Here is a 19,630-nt window from a genome sequence, read left to right on the forward strand (position 1 = left end):
AGCTAGTTTAGAATGCAATATTCTTAAATTCAATCCCTAAAAACACATTATTCTAAATGAATGATGTGTTTTTTTATACCATAAATGAAATTTTACAATAAGAATATCATTTTGACATAAAGTAAAATAACTCAATTATATATATACTAATGCTTTAGAATGAGGGATGATATTAATGAAATTAAAACTAGTAACGATGATAATAAACAAACTTATATTTATTGCTGGCATAATTGGGTTTATAACTATACTTTTTAATGTGAGATTATCTGTAAAAATGGAGACAATACTTTCAATATTTTTAATTATTGGTAGTATGTCAGAGTTTATAGAGACTCGAAAATTTAGAAAGTTAATTTATCCATTAATTATAATTTACTTTCTAATATTACTACCTATTATAGAAAATTTTATTTACAATAGGTTTTTATATATTGGAGTAGTTGTACTAAGTATTATTAGTGCTTTGATGATCCTATGTAATGAAGTGATAAATACTATCAAAGAAAAAAATACTAGGCTAAATAATAAATGATAAATTCTAAACGAATTTTCAAGAAAGGATGGCGGATAATTTGGCACGACCATCAAAAAGTGTTGAAGTTATGAGTAGGAATCTTATAAAAGTAATTTCTAAAATTTCATTTTACAGATTTTTTGCATGTAGGATTTAATAACGTCAATCTTAATGAAGAGCCACTAATATTTAATTTTAAAAGTTAAGTGATTCTTAAAGAAAAAATAAAATTTCAAGATATTATTCATTATAATTGCTCCTTTTATTTTATTGTGATAAAATTATCGCGTACCTGAATAATAATTTATTACAAATATTTTTACGAGTACAATTATTTTAATACATAGTATCTTAAAAGATACCAAGGAGTGTAAGCATGGAAGAAAACTTAAGCTTAGAAAATTTAAATGCAGAAGAAATATGGGAAAAGTTATATAAGAAAGAATTAAATTGTAAGAAGAACATTTTAGAATATATTGATATTGCTAAGATACTAAAAAAGGGTGAGGCTGACCCAGAAAAGATTCAAGATACTTATAATTTTATCTATGATAATATTGAGAAGATGTCAGATAAAGTTAAACCGAATACTGTTATGTATCTTCAAAATGAATTAAAAAATCAGTTTGGCAAATATGTAGTTGAAAAGGAGCCTAAAGAAGAAGATGCCTTTATAAAATTCTTTAAGGAGGCATACCCTGTAAAAGATAGAAGAAAAGATTTCACTTGGGTTATGATGAATATTAACAACATAGTAGAAGAACAAATTTGGACTACATTAATTCACATTAACAGAGAATATATATGTCAAAGAATTAAATTAGAAGCTGAAGAAAAAGAAGCTATAATTAAAATGATAAAAAAGGTAATTGAAAAAAATAATAAAAAATATATTAATCAAATAAAAAGTTTGGATAAATTATTAAATAATTTAAATATTAAAATAATAAATGACAAGGATAAATTCAAGGTTAAAAAATTATAATTATGAACCATCAAATAGATAATAATAAAATTATTACAGAAGTCCATTGAAAATTAATTGCTGATGGATTTCTTATTTTTTCATAAGAAGATTTAATAAATTCAATTCCAACTAGTAAAACTAAAAAGGAAACTATTAGGCCAGAAATGTATTCAATGTTTTATAGATTGCTGGAGGATTTAAGCATCATTATGATAATAAAATAATCATTTGTATTTTTAAATGTAAAAAATATTGACAAAATTCCGTGAAAATAATATACTATGAAATAAGAACGACGATGTTCGACAAACATACTTAAAAAAGTATATTTTTCGGACGTCGTTTTTTTATACAAAAAAATAGGACATTATAATTAGTTGAGAAAAAGAATTCAAAAATTAAAAAAACTTATACATAAATAGCTGAAATTTTGTTTTGAGATTTAATATACTAAGGAGGATTTTATATGGAAATTAATTTAGGCGATAGCAGTTTTATGTTGATTTGTTCAGCACTTGTACTTTTAATGACACCAGGACTTGCATTTTTTTATGGTGGAATGGTTCGTAGGAAAAATGTTTTAAATACATTGATGTCTTCCTTCTTTATTTGTGGATTAGCATCAATAATGTGGGTTTTAGTAGGTTATTCATTGTCTTTTGGTAATGATTTTCATGGGATAATAGGTGGACTTAATTTCTTAGGTTTTAATGGGGTAGGAGCAGAGCCTTCAGCATATGCACCTACAATACCTCAAGAACTTTTTGCTGCATTTCAAATGATGTTTGCAATAATTACTCCAGCGCTTATAACTGGAGCTTTAGTAGAAAGAATGAAGTTTTCAGCATTGTTCATATTTGTAGCTATATGGTCACTTTTAGTATATTATCCAATGGCACATATGGTATGGGGAGCTGGTGGATTAATAAGTTCTTTAGGTGCCGTTGATTTTGCTGGAGGAAATGTAGTTCATATAAGCTCAGGTATTTCAGGCCTTGTAGCTTGTATTATGTTAGGTAAGAGACGTGGACATGGAATGATGTCATATAGACCACATAATATTCCATTTGTAGTTCTTGGAGTAGCATTACTTTGGTTTGGATGGTTTGGATTTAATGCAGGTAGTGCGCTCGGAGCTGGTCCACTTGCTGTACATGCATTCATGACAACAAATACTGCAGCATCAGCAGCTATGCTTTCATGGATGTTAATTGAAAAAGTTAAACATGGTAAGCCAACATTACTTGGAGCAGCAACAGGAGCAGTATTAGGGTTAGTTGCAATTACACCAGGAGCAGGGTTTGTTCCACTTTGGTCATCAATTATAATTGGTATAGCAGTATCTCCAATTTATTTCTTCTTTGTGGAAAAAGTAAAAGTTAAGTTTGGATATGATGATGCACTTGATGCTTTTGGATGTCATGGAATCGGAGGAATTTGGGGTGGTATTGCAACTGGAATTTTTGGACAAACTGCAATTAATCCTGTAGCACAATGGAATGGTCTTTTCTATGGAGATGTTAAACTTTTCATTGCACAAATAATGAGTATTGTAATAACAATAATATTTGCAGGTGGCATGACTTTCTTAATTATAAAAGTTATGAAAATGTTTATGGATATTAGAGTTGATAGCTCAGAAGAAGCTGATGGACTTGATGTAGCTGAACATGGGGAATCTGCTTATCCAGCATTTAACGGATTAGACTAGGAATATAATGCATGAATGCATAAAATGGAGAAAGTATAATATTAAAAAATAGAATTAAAAAATTCTATGGTGGATTTCAAAGGTCGTGCTTTGCCGCCACCATGAAACCCACGACCATTTGTATGTGGCTTAAATAGTTTGCTTACAGGTGGTCGTGGGTTTTTATTACTACTTTTATATTTTTTTCACAGTATTCTAATCTTTGCTCAACTTCTTTGGCTATTTTTATTAAGATAAACCTTATTATTCACTTTTAAATGATAAGATTTATCTTGATTTTGATATATTATATTAACAAAAAATATAATCATTTAGGAAAAAATGATTATATTTATGATAAAATGATAATAATAAAATATAATATGATTGAGGGAGACTAGATAATGATTTCTTTTGAAAATAATAAATTGAATAACTTAACATTACCTATGAGCATAGTTAGAATGTTAACTACTATAAATGAATATAAAGGGAAGCAAGATTTGTATAAAAAGCAATCACCTCAAATATTAAATACACTTAAAGATGTGGCAATTATACAAAGTGCGGAATCATCTAATAGAATAGAAGGTATTTATACTTCAAATAAAAGATTACGTGAAATAATGGATAATAAAATAGAACCAAGAGATAGAAGTGAAAGTGAGATAGCTGGGTATAGAGATGTATTAAATACTATTCATAGTGCTTTTGATGCTATACCTATAAAATCATCTGTGTTATTACAACTACATAGAGATTTGTACAAATTTTCATCAGCAAAGGGAGGAAACTATAAAAATACTGATAATGTAATTGAAGAAATATTACCTAATGGAACCAAATACATAAGATTTAAGCCTGTAGATTCCTTTAGTACTCCAAACTATATGGAGAGACTTTGCGAAGAATATAGAAAGGAAATTGCAAAAGAAGAAGTAGAGCCATTAGTTTTAATAGGGGCATTTATATTAGATTTTCTTTGTATCCATCCTTTTAATGATGGAAATGGAAGAATGTCTAGATTATTAACACTTTTACTTTTGTACCAAAGTGGCTTTGAAGTTGGAAGATTTATTAGTTTAGAAAAAATTATTGAGGATAGTAAAGAAACTTATTATGAGGCACTGAATAAAGCATCTATGCTATGGCATGATGGAAAAAATAATTTGCAAATATGGCTTGAGTACTTTCTTGGAGTTACCATAAAAGCATATAAGGAATTAGAGGACAGAGTAGGTTGTATTGAAAATACTAAGGGTAGTAAGAGTGACAGAATAGAAATGGCTATAGAAGGAAAGTTAGGGTATTTTACGAAGGATGAAATAAGAACTATATGCCCTGATGTAGGAGAAGCTACTATAAATAGAGTGTTTGAGAGGATGAAAGTTGGAGGAAAGATAGAAGTTATAGGCAAAGGAAGAAATGCTAAATGGAAAAAATCATAATAAAAAATCTTGACTAGCTAGTTAAATTGTATCAAAATTTAGCCTAATCATCTCATGAAACCCGCAAAATCTAAAGTTTGGATTTTTGCGGGTTGTTGTTAATTATCAAATCAAGTTATTCAATCTCAAATTCAAAAATTCTCCCAGTTATTTAAATTTGAATTTTAGTCTCAATAATTCTATTGGTACATGGAGATGTGCGGCTATTTGCTCAACAGTCATACTTTCGAAATTATCACTTCTAAAATCGTTTTCATCAATAGCTAAATTAGCTGAAAAATAGTCAGCTTCATTTTCCAGTTTGTTTTTAATGACAAAAGTATTTTTCTCTAAAAACAATATGTTAAGTTTGCTATGAAAGAGAGCGTGTCCTAATTCATGTGAACATGTGAAGTATCTTGAAGATTCATCTAAATTGATATTAATGTGAATTATTTTATTACGAGGAGCAGCTTGAAAAAATCCATTTATATTTTTACCAAGATTCTCATATAAAATTTTTATTCCAAGACATTCACAAAGTTCAAATGGGTTTTTCGTATGATATTTCTTCTTTAGCTGGGTGACTTTTTTATCTATAATTTTATTCAAATAAATACCCCCAATTATTGACCATTACCATCATCATAATTTTATTTTTTTGATTGTGCCTTATATTTATTAGGCGTGAATTTCTTTTTATTTACCTTTTTAGCATACTCAAGCCCATTTTGAATAGCTGCTTTAATTAATTCAAAGTCATCTTCGTCTATAAGTTCTCCTGAGAGCATTAGACCGTCTTGCTTTTCTAACATTTCAAGAGTTTTATTTAAAGTTTTTTCTATATCTTTCTCATCTTTTTTAGTTAATTCTAAATCTAATCCATCAACAGTAGGAGGTGTTACTATATCTGTTTTTCCTAAAAGATAATCAACGGATGCTGAAAATAAATCACTTAGCTTAGAGAGTGTTTCAGCATCAGGGGTTCTATTTCCGTTTTCCCAGTTAGAAACAGTTTGCTTGCTGACATTCATTATTTTAGCTAGTTCTGGTTGATTATATCCTAATAACAATCTTCTTTCTTTAATTCGTTCATTAAGAGTACTACTCATATTATTCACTCCAATATTTAACTTATATATATATTGTAATTTACAATGCACATTTGAAAATCCGAAAGGATTTCCTTCATTATTCAAAAAGACAGATATAAGGAAACTGTTTATAGGGAAGAAAAATCTATGCTGTCATTAAAAGAAAATAAAGCTTATACACTGGGGAAAATTAAGGCTTCAGAAAGTTGTATTCAATCTGTATACAAAACGGATACTCAGATGAGATTAGATGAGATTAGTATAGATAAGAGTAATTTAGAGAGAGATAAGAGCAGTTTAGTTAGGGATAATATAAAAAGCCTGCCAGTAGTTGTCCATTCTAACAATGAAGTATTTAAACATTTTGAGAAATGTGGATTTATCATGTCGCCTAAGCTTATGGAATTTATAGCAGCAGATATTAAAGTATATTCAGCTAAATGGCTGATAGATGCAGCCACAGAATCAATGAAAAGAGGAAAGATAAATTATAAATATTTATTGGCTATATTACAAAATTGGAAAGCAGATGGAAGAGATAAGAAAGCAGCACTGCAAAGAGCAAATGCTGGTGCCTATAAAGATTTTGGAGACAGCGTCCTAGATAATTAAGGAGGGGTAGCATGAACCTAGACCATATACAAACACTTCCAAATGATATTAGGTGTGAACAGGAGATATTAAGTGGGATATTCTATAATAATAAAATATTGACTGAAGTGATTAATGAAGTTAAAGTAGAAGATTTTTATAAAACAACACATCAAATTATTTATGCTGCTATATGCAAGCTATTTGCTGAAGGAAAAGATATTGATATAACACTTTTAGTAAATGAGATAGGCATAGATAATCTTAAAAATGCTGGAGGAATAACCTATATAACTGATATAGCTATAGGTGGGCTGCCAATAAAAGCAAAAGAGTATATAAAAATTTTAAAGGACAAGTCCTATAGAAGAAAAGCTATTAAAGAATTATCAAGAGTTATGCAATGTATGTATGATGAGAATTCAGCGCCTACAGATGTTATAAGTAAAATGTCAGAAAATCTTGCAAATGATATGAAAAATAAAAGTTCAATATTCAGTGATAGTGACCTTATGGTTAAGACATTGACAGAAATAGAAAAAAGGTATCAAAAGGGTGGGGAAATACCTGGAATGCAAACCGGATTTACTGCTTTTGATAAGAGAACTGGAGGACTTAAAAAAGGAGAATTAGTCATAATAGCTGGCAGGCCATCTATGGGTAAAACATTAACTGCATTAAATATAATGGATGGACTAGGCAAAAATGGTTACACTGTGTATTTATCAGAATTAGAAATGACAGAGGAATCCCTTGGAATAAGAAGATTGTCTTACAATGCAAATATTGAAGCCGAAAAACTAAGATTTGGGAAATTAAGCGATGATGATTTTTTAAAAATTACATTAATATCTAATGAATTAGCTAAGAGAAATAAAGTATTTACAGATTGCAGTTCAAACCAAGGATTACTTCAAATAAAGGCAAAAGCAAAAGCCATAAAGCAAGCTCATGGATTAGATGTAATAATAATAGATCATTTAACTTTAATGAATATTCCAGAAAGAGGAACTAGAGATTTGGCAATAGGTGAAGTTACAAAGGGCTTGAAAGGTTTAGCAAAAGAGCTAGATGTAAATGTAATCCTCCTATGTCAATTATCAAGAGCAGTTGAACAAAGAGCAAATAAAAGACCTATGCTTTCAGACTTGAGGGAATCCGGAAATATTGAACAGGATGCAGATTTAGTAATGTTTATGTACAGAGATGATTATTATAATCTAGAGTCAGAAGATAAAGGAATAATTGAATGGATCATAAGCAAGCAGCGTAATGGAAGAACTGGAACTTTAAAATTTGCATATGTAGATAGATATCAGAAGATAGGGGATTTGGTTTATTACTAAAATCACATTAGGCACATGAAAATAAATAACAAGTCCAAAGTTGACATGGATATTTTTCATCAGGCAAGAAAGCAAATTGCCATCATAGTGGGCTTATTAGGTCAATTTGCTGCCGTAGTATGATGGGAAATAGGCTGGCAAATGGACTTGTTATTTATTTGATTGTGCCTTACTATTGATAATTGATGAGGAAAGTATAAGATGAGTGCTGTTTAATATTGTAAAGAATTAGATGATATCTGTATAGTGTAAAAATAAAAGCATGTCCAGAACTATTAGGACATGCTTATTTTTTGCGAGAGTTTAAGTTGTTCTTTGTTTAAGAATCTGTTAGATATTGGTATCAATATATATTTGTGTAATTTAATCATGGTATAATATGTATGTTAAATTATACTTAATAGTAAATCATTACCACTCAAGCAATAGTAAGAGTTGGTTATGATGTTAACTAAAAGGTAATAGTAAATAATCATGAATTAGGTTAACATACCACAAATTATATTTAGGATGTGATTATATGAGTATTTATTCGTTTATAGCAACTGATTATGAAATACCAGAAGTGAAAAATTCAAAGGAAAGAATTATTACTGTGCAAGAAGCTATTGAATTGGGAATAGAAGCACATAAATGTATGCCTTGGGAGAAAATGAACCCAGATGATAAGATATTGTTCTTTGAAAAAGAAAGTGATTTAGATGAACTGGTTATTACAAAAGGTACTGACTTTGAGAAAAATGTAAGATGGTATACTCATAAACCATTCATTTATACATTAGATTTTGAGTATTCGGAATTAAGAGCAAAACAATTATTAAAATATCTAAAAGAAAATATTAGTGAAGGACATCAATTAGAACTTTGGTTAATATGGCTTGATGATAAGCAAAGTATTCAACCTAATATATGTAATTATGAAGAAGTTTCTATACACCATTTGAAACAAATGTACGATTCTCGGAATGAAAAATATGTACATCATAATTGTATAATAATAGAAAGATAAAATTACATTTAATATTAGGTAAGTTCACATCTTCTTATATGACGAAGTAGAAGTAAAAGTTATTAACAACTTTATCTTTTTCAAACTATATTGATTAAAATTGGAAAATATAGTATTATTGTATACAATTACATGTTTAATAGTAGTAATTTGAGCTTTATGAAAATTAATGAAATTTAGCATCAGGATGAATCGAATAATAAAATTTAATCAACTAGAAAAACACAGATAAGACATCAGAAATCTTAGCAAAATATGATAAGTACAAATATGATTTATTGGATGATGCGTATATAAAAGCAAATTCATGCAAATAAAGCAAATTAATTGATTTTATTTAGGAGATTACATTTTATGGAGAGATCATTTGTAGATAGTATAATTAAGAAATATTTAGCGGAACAGTTTTTTGCCAGTTTATCAGTATTGGAAGAAGACAATACTGCTTTTACTATAAATAGTTTAAGTAAATCACCATATATTAAAATTATGGCATTTAATAAATGTGTAATTGTAAATACTTCTAAATCTATTCATTCAAAGGTTAAATCAGCATTAAGTAATAAAAGCAGGGATGAGATATTTGAGTTTCCATTTATATATGGACAAACAATACATTATATTCCAGATGTTAAAAAGATTCAGAAAGTAGCACTTCTTGAGGAGTATACATATGAATTATTGCAAGGTAATGATATTTATAAGTTGAGGGGTATTGAAGGTTTTGATAATTCAATAGCTTTTGATTGTAATGGCAATACCTCAACAAAGATTGTATTTTTAGCTAAAAAAGATGATGAAATTGTTGGGTTGGCAGGGGCAGGGGAAGAAACACAAAAATTATGGGAAATAGGAGTAGATGTGAAATCTGAACATCGCAAAGGTGGTCTCGGAACAAAGTTAGTAGCTGACTTAACATTAGATATTATTAAACAAGGGATAGTTCCTTTTTACTCTGCTTCAATAACTAATATTGGTTCTCAGATGGTGGCTAATCGCAGTGGTTACGTACCATATTGGATTGATACATATGGTAATATACTTGATGGTAGTTCGCCTTATAATATTTATGTTAAGAATTTGGAATTATAAAATAGCAAAATCAACGGGTTTAGGCATTCTACATATGCCTGATAAATTTGCCGCATTAAAGGAGAGAAAAAATGAATAAACAAGGCTTTAATCCTTATCTTCCATCGTGGGAATATATCCCTGACGGAGAACCTTATGTTTTTGGCGACAGAGTCTATATATATGGATCTCATGATCGTTTTAACGGATATGCATATTGTTTAAATGACTATGTGTGTTGGTCTGCACCGGTGGACAACCTTGCGGATTGGCGTTATGAAGGTGTTATTTTAAAAGCTACCGATGTTGAAAATAATGAAGACCGTGATAGTTGTCTATACGCTCCGGATGTTGCAGTAGGACAAGACGGCAGATATTATTTATACTATGTTGACAGTAAGCGTTCTATCGTTTCTGTTGCTGTATGTAATACACCAGCAGGCAAATATGAATTTTATGGATATGTTCATTATTCTGACGGAACATATCTTGGAAATAGGGAGTGGGATGAGCCTCAATTTGACCCTGGAGTACTTAGAGAGGGAGACAGAACCTATCTGTATACAGGTTTTTGTGCAGGAGGGGATAAATCTAGAAGTGGAGCTATGGCTACAGTACTTGGCCCAGATATGTTGACAATTATTGAAGAACCTGTAATTATCGTGCCAAGTGAACCTTATAGTAAAGGCTCAGGCTTTGAAGGTTTCGAATTTTTTGAAGCTCCATCAATTAGAAAGAATGGAGATACGTACTATTTTGTATATTCCTCTATATCAATGCACGAATTATGCTATGCTACCAGTAAACATCCAACGAAGGACTTTAAATACGGAGGAGTAATTATAAGTAATAATGATCTTCATATCAGCTCTTATAAGCCGGCTGAAAAACCAATGTTTTATGGTGGCAACAATCATGGAAGTATAATTGAAATTAATGGACAATGGTATATTTTCTATCATAGACACACTAACGGAACCAATTTCAGCAGACAGGGGTGCATGGAGAAAATTGAAATTTTACCGAGTGGAATAATTCCGCAGGTGGAAATGACTTCATGCGGTTCGAATGATGGGCCGCTAAAGGGACATGGAGAATATCCAGCTTATCTTGCATGCAATTTGTTCTGCATGGAAGAATCTGTTTATACTGATTTTACAGCATCATGGATGAATAATCAGTTTCCAAAGATAACTCAGGATGGAAAAGACGGCGATGAAGAAATTGGATATATTGCTAATATGAAGGAGTCTGCGACTGCCGGTTTTAAATATTTTGATTGCAAGGACATAAGGAAAGTTAAAATTAAAGCCCGTGGATATGCAAAAGGTGACTTTGAAGTAAAAACATCATGGAACGGTCCATCTCTTGGAAAAATATCAATTGGATTTTCAAATGTGTGGAAAGAATATTCATCTGATATTGTAATCCCTGATGGAATTGAAGCAATATATATTACCTTTACAGGTGATGGAAGCGCAAGTCTTGCATCCTTTGCTTTAGAATAATAAGTATAAGTGGAGGAATGTCATCTCCTAATTTCAGCTGTACTTAAGATATAGCGGAAGATATTATATTAATATAAATTGGTCTTAATTGCTTTTTAAGAATTCATTAAAAACACAAAAAATAGAAGCTCATCTTAAGATAAGCTTCTATTTTTTTACTGTAAATTGCATTGCCGGTCTTATCTATCCCGCATTGAACTTCAACGCTCATAGTATACCCCCTTAAGATATAAGTAAAACAACAAATGTGAATAATATCATTATGTGAAATTTAAAATCAGATATTCAAATTTTAGGTTGGTACCATAAAATTTTAAAAAAGTGTGACCCGAAGATTATTTATAAACTGAACCTCAAAGGATAAGCAGGGATGAAATTCCGAATGTCTTTATTTAATATACAAAAAAATACTATACATGTAGTAAAATTAAATTATTTTTTTAAAATATGTTATAATTAACATATAATGTTAGAAAATTTTTTTATTTATTTAAGGAGAATCTTTTTATGAAAGGTTATTTTTATTTTGTGGCAAATGTAACGTTTATAGTATCTTTTTTAATATGTTTCAATGTTGGCTTAAAATTGGATATAGAAAAATTCATAAGTGGTAAAATAAGCAGAAGAATTGGACTTGTTCTAATTGCTTTTTTATTTAATATTGTTGGTTCTTTAATTATAGATAATTTAAATATTACAAAAGAATACCGATTTTTGATTGAGAGCTTTTTTGTTATTGGACCAGCAACAGCTATTTTTGTTTGGGCATTGCCAGTAAAATTAAATCGTAATGGTCATGATTAACAATTAATAGAAGCATTGAAGGAATGGCTAAATAGTCTAGAAGTAATTTTTGTTTTATTATAATTATTTGTGTTATTAGGGGTGAGAATTTGGAAAAGCTATTTAAAATGAAAAAGGGAATACTTAGTTGCTTGGGAATAATAATACTATTTATATTAATGGGAAACAGTAATAATGTGCCAGAATCTTTTGTTGAAAGGATATTTGCTCCAATAAGAGGTGATAGTTGGAGGTTTTCTTATGCTGGATTTATAATTATAGTAGGATTATACTATTGTTTAAAAAGTTTTAATGAAATTAGAGAAAACTTCTTAATTAGCACCTCATTTAGAAGAATTATTATAACAATTGTTCTAATGAATATTTTTTCTGCAGTATGGGTGCATTGTATTCAAATATATAAAGGATTTTCTAATGATTTAAATTCCATATATCTTGATAGAGAGAATACTTCTGTAGAATTTTATGGTGATAAAGATAAGCTTATTGTAAAAGGATTAATGCATATAGTAAATTGTAGTAACAATGCACAAAAATTTCAGATAAAAGTTAAGGCACCGTTTTTAGTAAAAGAGGATATAAGTAAAGAGTATATTACATTAACAAATGAGTTTACAGTACCTCAAAATAAAGAAAAAACTTTAAATGTAAATGAAGTAATAAAATTTGATAAAGAAAGCCAATATTCAGGTTATAGCTCAAAAGCATTTGAATATATATTGTTTAATGAAAAAGGGGAATCCCTTTTTAAAGGCAAGTTAGATGAATATCAAATGGGTGAATTAAATTAAAAAATTTATATGCAATAAAGGAAGGAATTATTATGAAAAGATCAATGATGCAAGCATATGTTACAAGAAGTGATGAGGCGGTTGCTCTTTACCAAAAGGCTTTTGATGCTGTTCTCATTAGCAGTTATCCAAATGAAGATGGAACATTTTTTCATTCAGAACTTGATATTCAAGGGGAAATTTTAGCTGTGGCAGAACGAAATTCAGAATATGCCATAATTGGTGAGGAAACGGTTACTGGTAACGTAATGCAGTTTTGTTTACATTATGGAGAAGGTAACGAAGAAAAGGTGCGGAAAGCATATGAAATTTTAAAAACTGATGCTAAAATTTTAGTGCCTCTTGCACCATGTGAATTCAGTGCACTTATGGCAGATTTTATTGATAAATATGGCATTAGATGGTGCTTATTTGTTTAGTGCGACTTTTGGAGTAATATGATCCCAAATTTCAATTTAATATTGAGTACTATAAATTATAAAGTTATAGAAGGTAAAAGGTGATGGAATGAAGGACAGATTTTCAAATGAATTCATAGATGCACTTGAAAAAGAAGATATAAAAGCTTTAAGGGGGATTCCAAAGGCTGATTTACATAATCATTTTGCACTTGGTGGAAATCGAGAATACATTAGAGAAGTTACAGAAATAGAAATACCATATTATAAAGGTATATTGAAATCTATGGATGATATGCATAAATGGAATAGCATATATTTAGGTGAGAGATTCAATAATAGGGAGATGAGAAAGCTACAAATTGATGCTACGTTTGTACAAGCTAATTTAGATGGAATTAAAATACTTGAAATCGGAGAAGATGTCTGGGGATTAGGAGAGTTTTTTAATAATGATATTGAAGAGCTTATTAATACTTTTTCGGAATCAAATAAGAGATTTGCACCAGAAACAGAGTTAAGACTACAAATAGGTCTTTCTAGACATTGTTCCATTGATTATTTATTAGATTGTTTAGAAAATTTTTGGGGAAGAAAAGAATTTTATTCAATTGATTTATATGGAGATGAATTAGCACAACCAATAGAAAATTTTGAACCTATATATATAAAGGCTAAGGATAATGGACTAAGATTAAAGGCACATATTGGTGAGTGGGGAAATGCTGATGATATAAAAAAAGGTGTTGAAATATTAGGGCTTGATGAAATTCAACATGGAATTTCGGCTGTGGAATCAGGTAAAGTTATACAGTATTTAATAGATAATAAAATAAGATTAAATATAACGCCTACAAGTAATGAGAAACTAGGTCGTGTAATATCTATATGTGAGCATCCAATTAAAGAATTATATAGAGCAGGAGTAGATGTAACTATTAATTCTGATGATATATTAATTTTTGATAGTGATGTTTCAAAGGAATATCTAAGATTATATAAAAACCATGTATTGTTAGCAGAAGAGCTTGACAGCATACGGGTAAATGGGTTAAGTAAGTGAGAACTAAGGAACAGTCTTAAATTTCCATATGTACCTGAATGATAAATTCCAATTGAGTGGAGATTAAATTGATAATTATTGATATATGAGAGGAATAAAATTATGCCGTATAAATAAGGAGGAGTAGCTATGAGTATTAGTGGAATTATGATAAGTATCTCTTTGTTAGCGGTCACAGTTCTTATTGTAGAATTCATAAAGAAAAAGTTCACAATAAAGAAAGTATGTAAAAGTATCATTATTATCTTGCTATTAATAGGTTGTACTGTATTGGGTGCTTATAAATATTTACAGAGGTCAAGTAGTTTTATGTTTACCAAAACAACATCCCTTAGCCACGAGAACATAGATGGTATTTCAATGTATGAGAGTATTGATAGTAAGGAATTTGTACAAAAGTATGGTACAAACCTTAAAAGAATTGATAATGCTTTATTTGACTACTATAAACTAAGTGATGGTTTAGAAATTGCTACAAATAAGCAGAGACAAATTATTAGAGTTGTTATTAATAGTGATGTCAAAAGTAATATAAAGACAATTAAAGGTATCGGGTTAGGCAGTTCAGTTGATGATGTAATTAATGCTTATGGGACTAACTATTATAAAAGAACTGAGGAACAAATGCCTTGGTCGCCAGTAATTGGATATGTAGACTATGAAAGAAATGTAACAATTGAATTTTGGAATGTGGAAAATAGAGTAGTAGAAATAAGATATGATATTACTTCCATGGAATAATGGAAACCATTTCTATAAAGATAAAATTTGAAGCTGCTACGTCACTATAATTAACTACGAAGTAAAATCATTTATATAATCTGGAGGTTAATAATGAATAGTAAAATAGAATTTGATTCAGAATTTTGTAATGTAAAATACATTGAGAAGGAGAATATAGTATTTCTAACTTGGAAGAAATTCTGCTGCTTAGATGATTATAGAAAACCAACACTGTTTGCGTTAGATCTAATGAAACAATATCCTAATAGCAATTTTGTGGTTGATGCAAGAAGTGGATTTGAAGATGATAAAGCAGATGTTGAATGGGGATTTTCTTTTTTACTTCCAGGAATTGCAAAAACGGATTGTAAATATGTTGTGTTTATAATGAATGAAGTTAAAGAAATAGAAGAAGAAATGGATATGTGGACGAAAGAATTTGAGAAGTATTTTGTTGTGAAAAAAGTAGAAAATTATTCAGAAGCAGTTGAATTTATACTAAGGTAATGTATATACAAAGGTTAGTCATATTTTTTAATTAACGTAATAGTAAATTATGCGAAGAAATTATTAACGGAAATAAGTATTGTGAGGAATAGTATATGAAAAAAACATTAGGGGCTTTTATATTTGGATTTGGATATACACTTACTGAACCATGGGGGGAACAAAAAACAAAAAGTGTTAGTTGGATTTCATATCCTCACTTCTATAAAAAGGGAAATATAATTGTTCAGTATATTGGAAAGAATGAGCAAATCATTTCTAATTTAAAGACTATTTTGGGAGAACAGTTTGCAGGAATTAAAGAATGTAGTGATATAAATTCATCAGAGCAAGATATTAGAGAAATTGCATTTAATCAATTAGATTCAGAAACCCAAAAGAAAGTAAATAGGCTACGGGCTTGTAGATTAGATAAAAATAGTTAATGCATAACATTCTTAAAGTAAGCATTATAGGTGGACAATTCTATCTATAATTTTTTAGACTATATTTCAATATTATATTAAAACACAGCCAAAAAATAAAGTCTTATCCAATTTTGATTTTGGATAAGACTTTATTTTTCTAACTCAATATTAAGCTACTTCATATTTAGTAACTTCTCTTTGAGTCAATTGAGCACCTGATTTTTTAACTAAATCTCCAGAATTAGTTAGAAAGATATTCTTACTTATGATTGTGTCCATAAGTGTATTTACTTCGTCTTTAGTAAGAGTGGATTTAACACCAGAAATACTTAACGTACTCTTTTCACCAGCTTCAGTTAAAAAAGTCATAGATAAAGTATATTCCATTTAATTTACCTCCTTTCATTCAGTTTAGAGTTAAGGAAACTCCTATTCCTACCGTTGTAGGAGTACTCACAGAGTAAGCGATCATTATCAAATCATAGATTTGGACTCTCACTTATCTCACTTATCTGCTTAAGCATTAATTAAAGTAGAAGATTCAGTTATGAAGAAATCTCTAGTGTTAGCATCCAAAACTAATTTGATAGCTTCAGCAACTTCATAGACATTTTGAGCATCAGCATCAATTCTTACACTTGAAAAAGTCTTTTTGGCATAAATTGGATCGCCGGCCTTATCAACATCTTTTTGCACTTCAATACTAAGTGAAGCAGAGTTAAGAACTTTAGTTACAGGCATGGTTTTTACCTCCTTTATTTTGTTTTCATAGAGGATATATGTACAGAATTGAAAGATTGCCTATTTTCATAAAAAATATAATAAAAAAGAAAGTAAGTAGTATATAATCTATTTAGCATGTAGAAAGAGAGTATTCAATTATCTAAAATAATGTTAATATTTAGATGTATTTTCTAACGGAAGACTTTGTAAAACGCGTAGAAGCTGAAAAATGTTCTATAAACTATTTAAATAAAATAAATAGTTAGTAGATTTTAAAGAAAGAAGGTACTTAAAATGGAAGCAATAACAATGATAAAGGAAAGAAGAAGCGTAAGAAAATTAAAAATGAAAAGTAGATAGAGAAACTATGAAAGAAATAGTTGATATAGCCAAATGGGCTCCATCATGGGTAAACTATCAAATAGCTAGATATACATTAGTTGATGATGAAGCAATAATTAAAGAGCTTGCAAATGAGGGCGTTAATGGATTTGTTTATAATATAGATACTTTAAAAAATGCAAAAGGTGTTGCAGTGTTAAGTTTTGTTCAAGGGAAAAGCGGTAAGATAAATGAGGCATATGTAACATCAAAAGCTAATGTTTGGGAAGTATTTGATGCAGGTATTGCATGTCAAACATTCTGTTTAGCAGCACATGCAAAAGGTGTTGGTACATGTATAATGGGAGTTATAGATGAAAAATCAATATCAAAAATAGTAAATTTACCAGAAGAAGAAACAGTAGCTGCACTTATAGTTTATGGTTATGAAGATGGAGAACATGCATCGCAAACTCTAAGAAAAGATACTGAAGAAATAATGCGTTTTGTAGATAGATAAAATTAAATTATAACAAAGAATGGCCTTTGGTATATAAACTGGCCTGGAACAGCTGCAGGCTAAAAACTACTATAGATTAATATAGTGTTATTGAAGAACAATATTCCCATTATATATGAAACTATTATAAATGTTGTTATAATATAAATAACAAAAATTATTTGTATAACATACTAATAAATAGTAATTTCTCGAGATGTAGAGAGGGGATAAAAATGAGTACATACAATGTAAATTTGAAAAAGATTGTAGATGATTCTTATGAAATTGAAATCGGCTTTTACTTGATGGATAAGTTAGTAGAAGATTTAAAAAATGATTTACTAAAAGGAATTTCAAAGTTTGCAGTAATAACAGATAGTAATGTAAAGAATCTATATGCAGAAACAATTGTTAAAAAATTAATTGAAGCTGGCTATCAGACAGATATTTTTGTATTTCCAGCTGGCGAAATAAACAAAACAAGAAAAACGAAAGAATACATAGAAGATGCTATGCTTGAAAAAGGATATAGAAGAGATTGTTGCATAATAGCTGTAGGTGGTGGAGTTGTGACAGATTTAGCTGGTTTTGTAGCGGGTACATTTGGTAGAGGTATTCCATTCATTAACTATGCTACAACATTGCTGGCAGCTGCAGATGCTTCTGTAGGAGGAAAAACTGCAGTGGATACACCTCTTGCAACTAATTTAATAGGTATTTTTAATCAGCCTAAAAAAGTGTACTTAGATATTGCAACCTGGGAGACTCTTCCCAAAAGGCAAATATCCAGCGGTCTTGCTGAAACAATAAAGCATGCATGCATGGCTAGTAGAAGTTTCTTTGATTTTTTAAATGAGAACATGGATGAGATATTAAATATTGAGAAAAAATCATGTGAATATATAGCAGAGGAAAACTGTAAAATTAAAGATGGAATTGTGGTGAGAGATGAAAAAGAAGCTGGTCTTAGAGAAGTGCTTAATTTAGGGCATACTGTTGGAAGAGCCATAGAAACTGTTAGCGGGTATAGATTGCTACATGGAGAAGCATTATCTATTGGATTAGTAGCTGAAGTGAAAATGTCAAATGAATTAGGTTATATGACAGAACGAGAAACAAAAGAAGTAATAGATCTTCTCAAAAAGGCAAAATTACCAATCGATATACCTGATTATATTGATAGGGAGGAATTGGTTAAGAAATTATATACAGATAAAAAAGTTAAGAATGGAAAACTACGATTTGTTATACAAAATGGAATTGGTAACGTTGTGGAATTTAGTGAAGGTGTCTTTTCTACAACAATTGAAGAAAGTATTGCAAGGGAGATCATTATAGACATGTAAATTTCAATTTGTAGAGTTGGTTATAAGCATTAATATACGTAAAAATTTAATAGTAAATTAGAATATCGCACTATTCAGAAAAAGAATAGATTTGCTTTGATAAAAAGAAATAAGGCATTATAATGAATACAAGTGTTACAATACGTATGGCAGCTAAAGAAGATGCAAAAGAAATATTGGAAGTTTATGCACCCTATGTAAAGGATACTGCAATAACTTTTGAATATGATGTTCCAACTGTTGAAGAATTTGGTGATAGGATTAATAATACACTAAAAAAATATCCATATATTGTAGCAATAGATAGCAATCAGATTATTGGCTATGCATATGTTTCACCATTTAAGGGGAGAGCTGCATATGATTGGGCTGTTGAAACTACTGTATATGTAAGACAGAATTGTCAAGGTAAAGGTGTAGGCAAAAAATTGTATTTAGCCTTGGAAGAAATATTAAAGAAGCAAAATATTCTTAATATGAATGCGTGTATAGCTTATACATCTATTGAGGATATAAATCTCACCAATGACAGTAAATATTTTCATGAGCATTTAGGATATAATAAAGTTGCACATTTTTCAAAATGTGGATATAAGTTTCAAAAATGGTATGATATGATTTGGATGAAGAAAATAATCGGAGAGCATTCTGCAAATCCAAAGCCAGTTATTTCAATATCAGAATTGCACGAATTACAATTATAAATTTCGGATTGGCATATGTATCTTGGTTTTAGCATTGAAACATCGGGATACAGCCCAAATGCCAAAGCTAAAATATTTAAAGTTTATCATATTATTTTGTTTCTTATGTTACTTAAGAAAT

At 29.6% G+C, this 19,630-nt stretch carries 22 protein-coding genes and 1 pseudogene; 18 read left to right on the forward strand and 5 right to left on the reverse strand.

All coding sequences use genetic code 11. From position 1 onward, the window contains the following. The first annotated feature begins 893 nt into the window (after window positions 1-893). On the forward strand, window positions 894-1,502 hold the full coding sequence (locus CDLVIII_RS16635) for a hypothetical protein (RefSeq protein ID WP_009170610.1): 609 nt from the start codon (window positions 894-896) through the stop codon (window positions 1,500-1,502). Window positions 1,503-1,515: 13 nt separating this feature from the next. On the opposite strand, the pseudogene CDLVIII_RS32105 reads toward CDLVIII_RS16635, so the two are convergent. After that, window positions 1,516-1,659: pseudogene (locus tag CDLVIII_RS32105) on the reverse strand (cation transporter); the annotation flags it as partial. A gap of 291 nt (window positions 1,660-1,950) precedes the next feature. On the opposite strand from CDLVIII_RS32105, the gene CDLVIII_RS16640 reads away from it, so the two are divergent. Together CDLVIII_RS16640 and CDLVIII_RS16645 are read left to right on the forward strand one after the other, a co-directional pair. Next, window positions 1,951-3,195, forward strand: a complete 1,245-nt coding sequence (locus CDLVIII_RS16640) for an ammonium transporter (RefSeq protein ID WP_009170611.1) — start codon at window positions 1,951-1,953, stop codon at window positions 3,193-3,195. Window positions 3,196-3,578: 383 nt separating this feature from the next. Then, window positions 3,579-4,622 (forward strand): Fic family protein, encoded by a 1,044-nt coding sequence (locus tag CDLVIII_RS16645; protein WP_009170612.1) that lies wholly within the window; start codon window positions 3,579-3,581, stop codon window positions 4,620-4,622. Window positions 4,623-4,769: 147 nt separating this feature from the next. On the opposite strand, the gene CDLVIII_RS16650 is transcribed toward CDLVIII_RS16645, so the two are convergent. Both CDLVIII_RS16650 and CDLVIII_RS16655 read right to left on the reverse strand, forming a co-directional pair. Further along, the gene (locus tag CDLVIII_RS16650; RefSeq protein ID WP_009170613.1) at window positions 4,770-5,213 is read right to left on the reverse strand and encodes an ImmA/IrrE family metallo-endopeptidase; all 444 of its coding nucleotides are present in this window, start codon (window positions 5,211-5,213) and stop codon (window positions 4,770-4,772) included. 41 nt (window positions 5,214-5,254) lie between these two features. Continuing rightward, the gene (locus CDLVIII_RS16655; RefSeq protein WP_009170614.1) at window positions 5,255-5,713 is read right to left on the reverse strand and encodes a helix-turn-helix domain-containing protein; all 459 of its coding nucleotides are present in this window, start codon (window positions 5,711-5,713) and stop codon (window positions 5,255-5,257) included. Between the two features lie 129 nt (window positions 5,714-5,842). Here CDLVIII_RS16655 and CDLVIII_RS16660 point away from each other — a divergent pair, with 129 nt between their 5' ends. The 12 genes from CDLVIII_RS16660 to CDLVIII_RS16715 all read left to right on the forward strand — a co-directional run bounded on the left by CDLVIII_RS16660 (window position 5,843) and on the right by CDLVIII_RS16715 (window position 15,931). Further along, window positions 5,843-6,307: a DnaD domain protein gene (locus tag CDLVIII_RS16660; protein ID WP_009170615.1), complete on the forward strand. Its 465-nt coding sequence runs from the start codon at window positions 5,843-5,845 to the stop codon at window positions 6,305-6,307. 11 nt (window positions 6,308-6,318) lie between these two features. Continuing rightward, window positions 6,319-7,632 carry a replicative DNA helicase gene (gene dnaB, locus CDLVIII_RS16665; protein WP_009170616.1) on the forward strand — a complete coding sequence of 438 codons (1,314 nt, stop codon included), beginning with the start codon at window positions 6,319-6,321 and terminating at the stop codon, window positions 7,630-7,632. A gap of 520 nt (window positions 7,633-8,152) precedes the next feature. Then, a complete protein-coding gene (locus CDLVIII_RS16670; RefSeq protein WP_009170617.1) occupies window positions 8,153-8,641 on the forward strand; it encodes a hypothetical protein in 489 nt (162 codons plus the stop codon). 354 nt (window positions 8,642-8,995) lie between these two features. Continuing rightward, window positions 8,996-9,733 (forward strand): GNAT family N-acetyltransferase, encoded by a 738-nt coding sequence (locus CDLVIII_RS16675; protein ID WP_009170618.1) that lies wholly within the window; start codon window positions 8,996-8,998, stop codon window positions 9,731-9,733. A 71-nt stretch (window positions 9,734-9,804) separates the two neighbouring features. After that, window positions 9,805-11,220 (forward strand): family 43 glycosylhydrolase, encoded by a 1,416-nt coding sequence (locus CDLVIII_RS16680; protein WP_009170619.1) that lies wholly within the window; start codon window positions 9,805-9,807, stop codon window positions 11,218-11,220. A gap of 507 nt (window positions 11,221-11,727) precedes the next feature. Further along, complete coding sequence (locus tag CDLVIII_RS16685; protein ID WP_009170620.1) at window positions 11,728-12,024, forward strand: hypothetical protein; 297 nt, start codon at window positions 11,728-11,730, stop codon at window positions 12,022-12,024. 89 nt (window positions 12,025-12,113) lie between these two features. After that, entirely contained in the window at window positions 12,114-12,815 is a 702-nt protein-coding gene (locus tag CDLVIII_RS16690) for a hypothetical protein (protein WP_009170621.1), read from the forward strand. A 32-nt stretch (window positions 12,816-12,847) separates the two neighbouring features. Beyond that, entirely contained in the window at window positions 12,848-13,234 is a 387-nt protein-coding gene (locus tag CDLVIII_RS16695; RefSeq protein ID WP_009170622.1) for a hypothetical protein, read from the forward strand. A gap of 88 nt (window positions 13,235-13,322) precedes the next feature. Continuing rightward, window positions 13,323-14,276: an adenosine deaminase gene (locus CDLVIII_RS16700; RefSeq protein ID WP_009170623.1), complete on the forward strand. Its 954-nt coding sequence runs from the start codon at window positions 13,323-13,325 to the stop codon at window positions 14,274-14,276. 129 nt (window positions 14,277-14,405) lie between these two features. After that, the gene (locus tag CDLVIII_RS16705; RefSeq protein WP_009170624.1) at window positions 14,406-15,017 is read left to right on the forward strand and encodes a hypothetical protein; all 612 of its coding nucleotides are present in this window, start codon (window positions 14,406-14,408) and stop codon (window positions 15,015-15,017) included. A 93-nt stretch (window positions 15,018-15,110) separates the two neighbouring features. Next, a complete protein-coding gene (locus CDLVIII_RS16710; RefSeq protein WP_009170625.1) occupies window positions 15,111-15,506 on the forward strand; it encodes a hypothetical protein in 396 nt (131 codons plus the stop codon). A gap of 95 nt (window positions 15,507-15,601) precedes the next feature. Continuing rightward, window positions 15,602-15,931: a hypothetical protein gene (locus CDLVIII_RS16715; protein WP_009170626.1), complete on the forward strand. Its 330-nt coding sequence runs from the start codon at window positions 15,602-15,604 to the stop codon at window positions 15,929-15,931. A gap of 150 nt (window positions 15,932-16,081) precedes the next feature. On the opposite strand, the gene CDLVIII_RS16720 is transcribed toward CDLVIII_RS16715, so the two are convergent. Together CDLVIII_RS16720 and CDLVIII_RS16725 are read right to left on the reverse strand one after the other, a co-directional pair. Next, entirely contained in the window at window positions 16,082-16,300 is a 219-nt protein-coding gene (locus CDLVIII_RS16720) for a DUF2922 domain-containing protein (protein ID WP_009170627.1), read from the reverse strand. 129 nt (window positions 16,301-16,429) lie between these two features. Next, window positions 16,430-16,654 (reverse strand): DUF1659 domain-containing protein, encoded by a 225-nt coding sequence (locus tag CDLVIII_RS16725; protein WP_009170628.1) that lies wholly within the window; start codon window positions 16,652-16,654, stop codon window positions 16,430-16,432. A gap of 349 nt (window positions 16,655-17,003) precedes the next feature. On the opposite strand from CDLVIII_RS16725, the gene CDLVIII_RS16730 reads away from it, so the two are divergent. The 3 genes from CDLVIII_RS16730 to CDLVIII_RS16740 all read left to right on the forward strand — a co-directional run bounded on the left by CDLVIII_RS16730 (window position 17,004) and on the right by CDLVIII_RS16740 (window position 19,509). Beyond that, entirely contained in the window at window positions 17,004-17,477 is a 474-nt protein-coding gene (locus tag CDLVIII_RS16730) for a nitroreductase family protein (protein WP_242835752.1), read from the forward strand. A 215-nt stretch (window positions 17,478-17,692) separates the two neighbouring features. Then, window positions 17,693-18,805, forward strand: coding sequence for a 3-dehydroquinate synthase (aroB, locus tag CDLVIII_RS16735; RefSeq protein ID WP_009170630.1), 1,113 nt, complete (start codon window positions 17,693-17,695; stop codon window positions 18,803-18,805). A 122-nt stretch (window positions 18,806-18,927) separates the two neighbouring features. Continuing rightward, on the forward strand, window positions 18,928-19,509 hold the full coding sequence (locus CDLVIII_RS16740; protein ID WP_009170631.1) for a GNAT family N-acetyltransferase: 582 nt from the start codon (window positions 18,928-18,930) through the stop codon (window positions 19,507-19,509). Window positions 19,510-19,630 lie beyond the last annotated feature (121 nt).

This window comes from Clostridium sp. DL-VIII (assembly GCF_000230835.1).
Taxonomy (GTDB): Bacteria; Bacillota; Clostridia; order Clostridiales; family Clostridiaceae; genus Clostridium.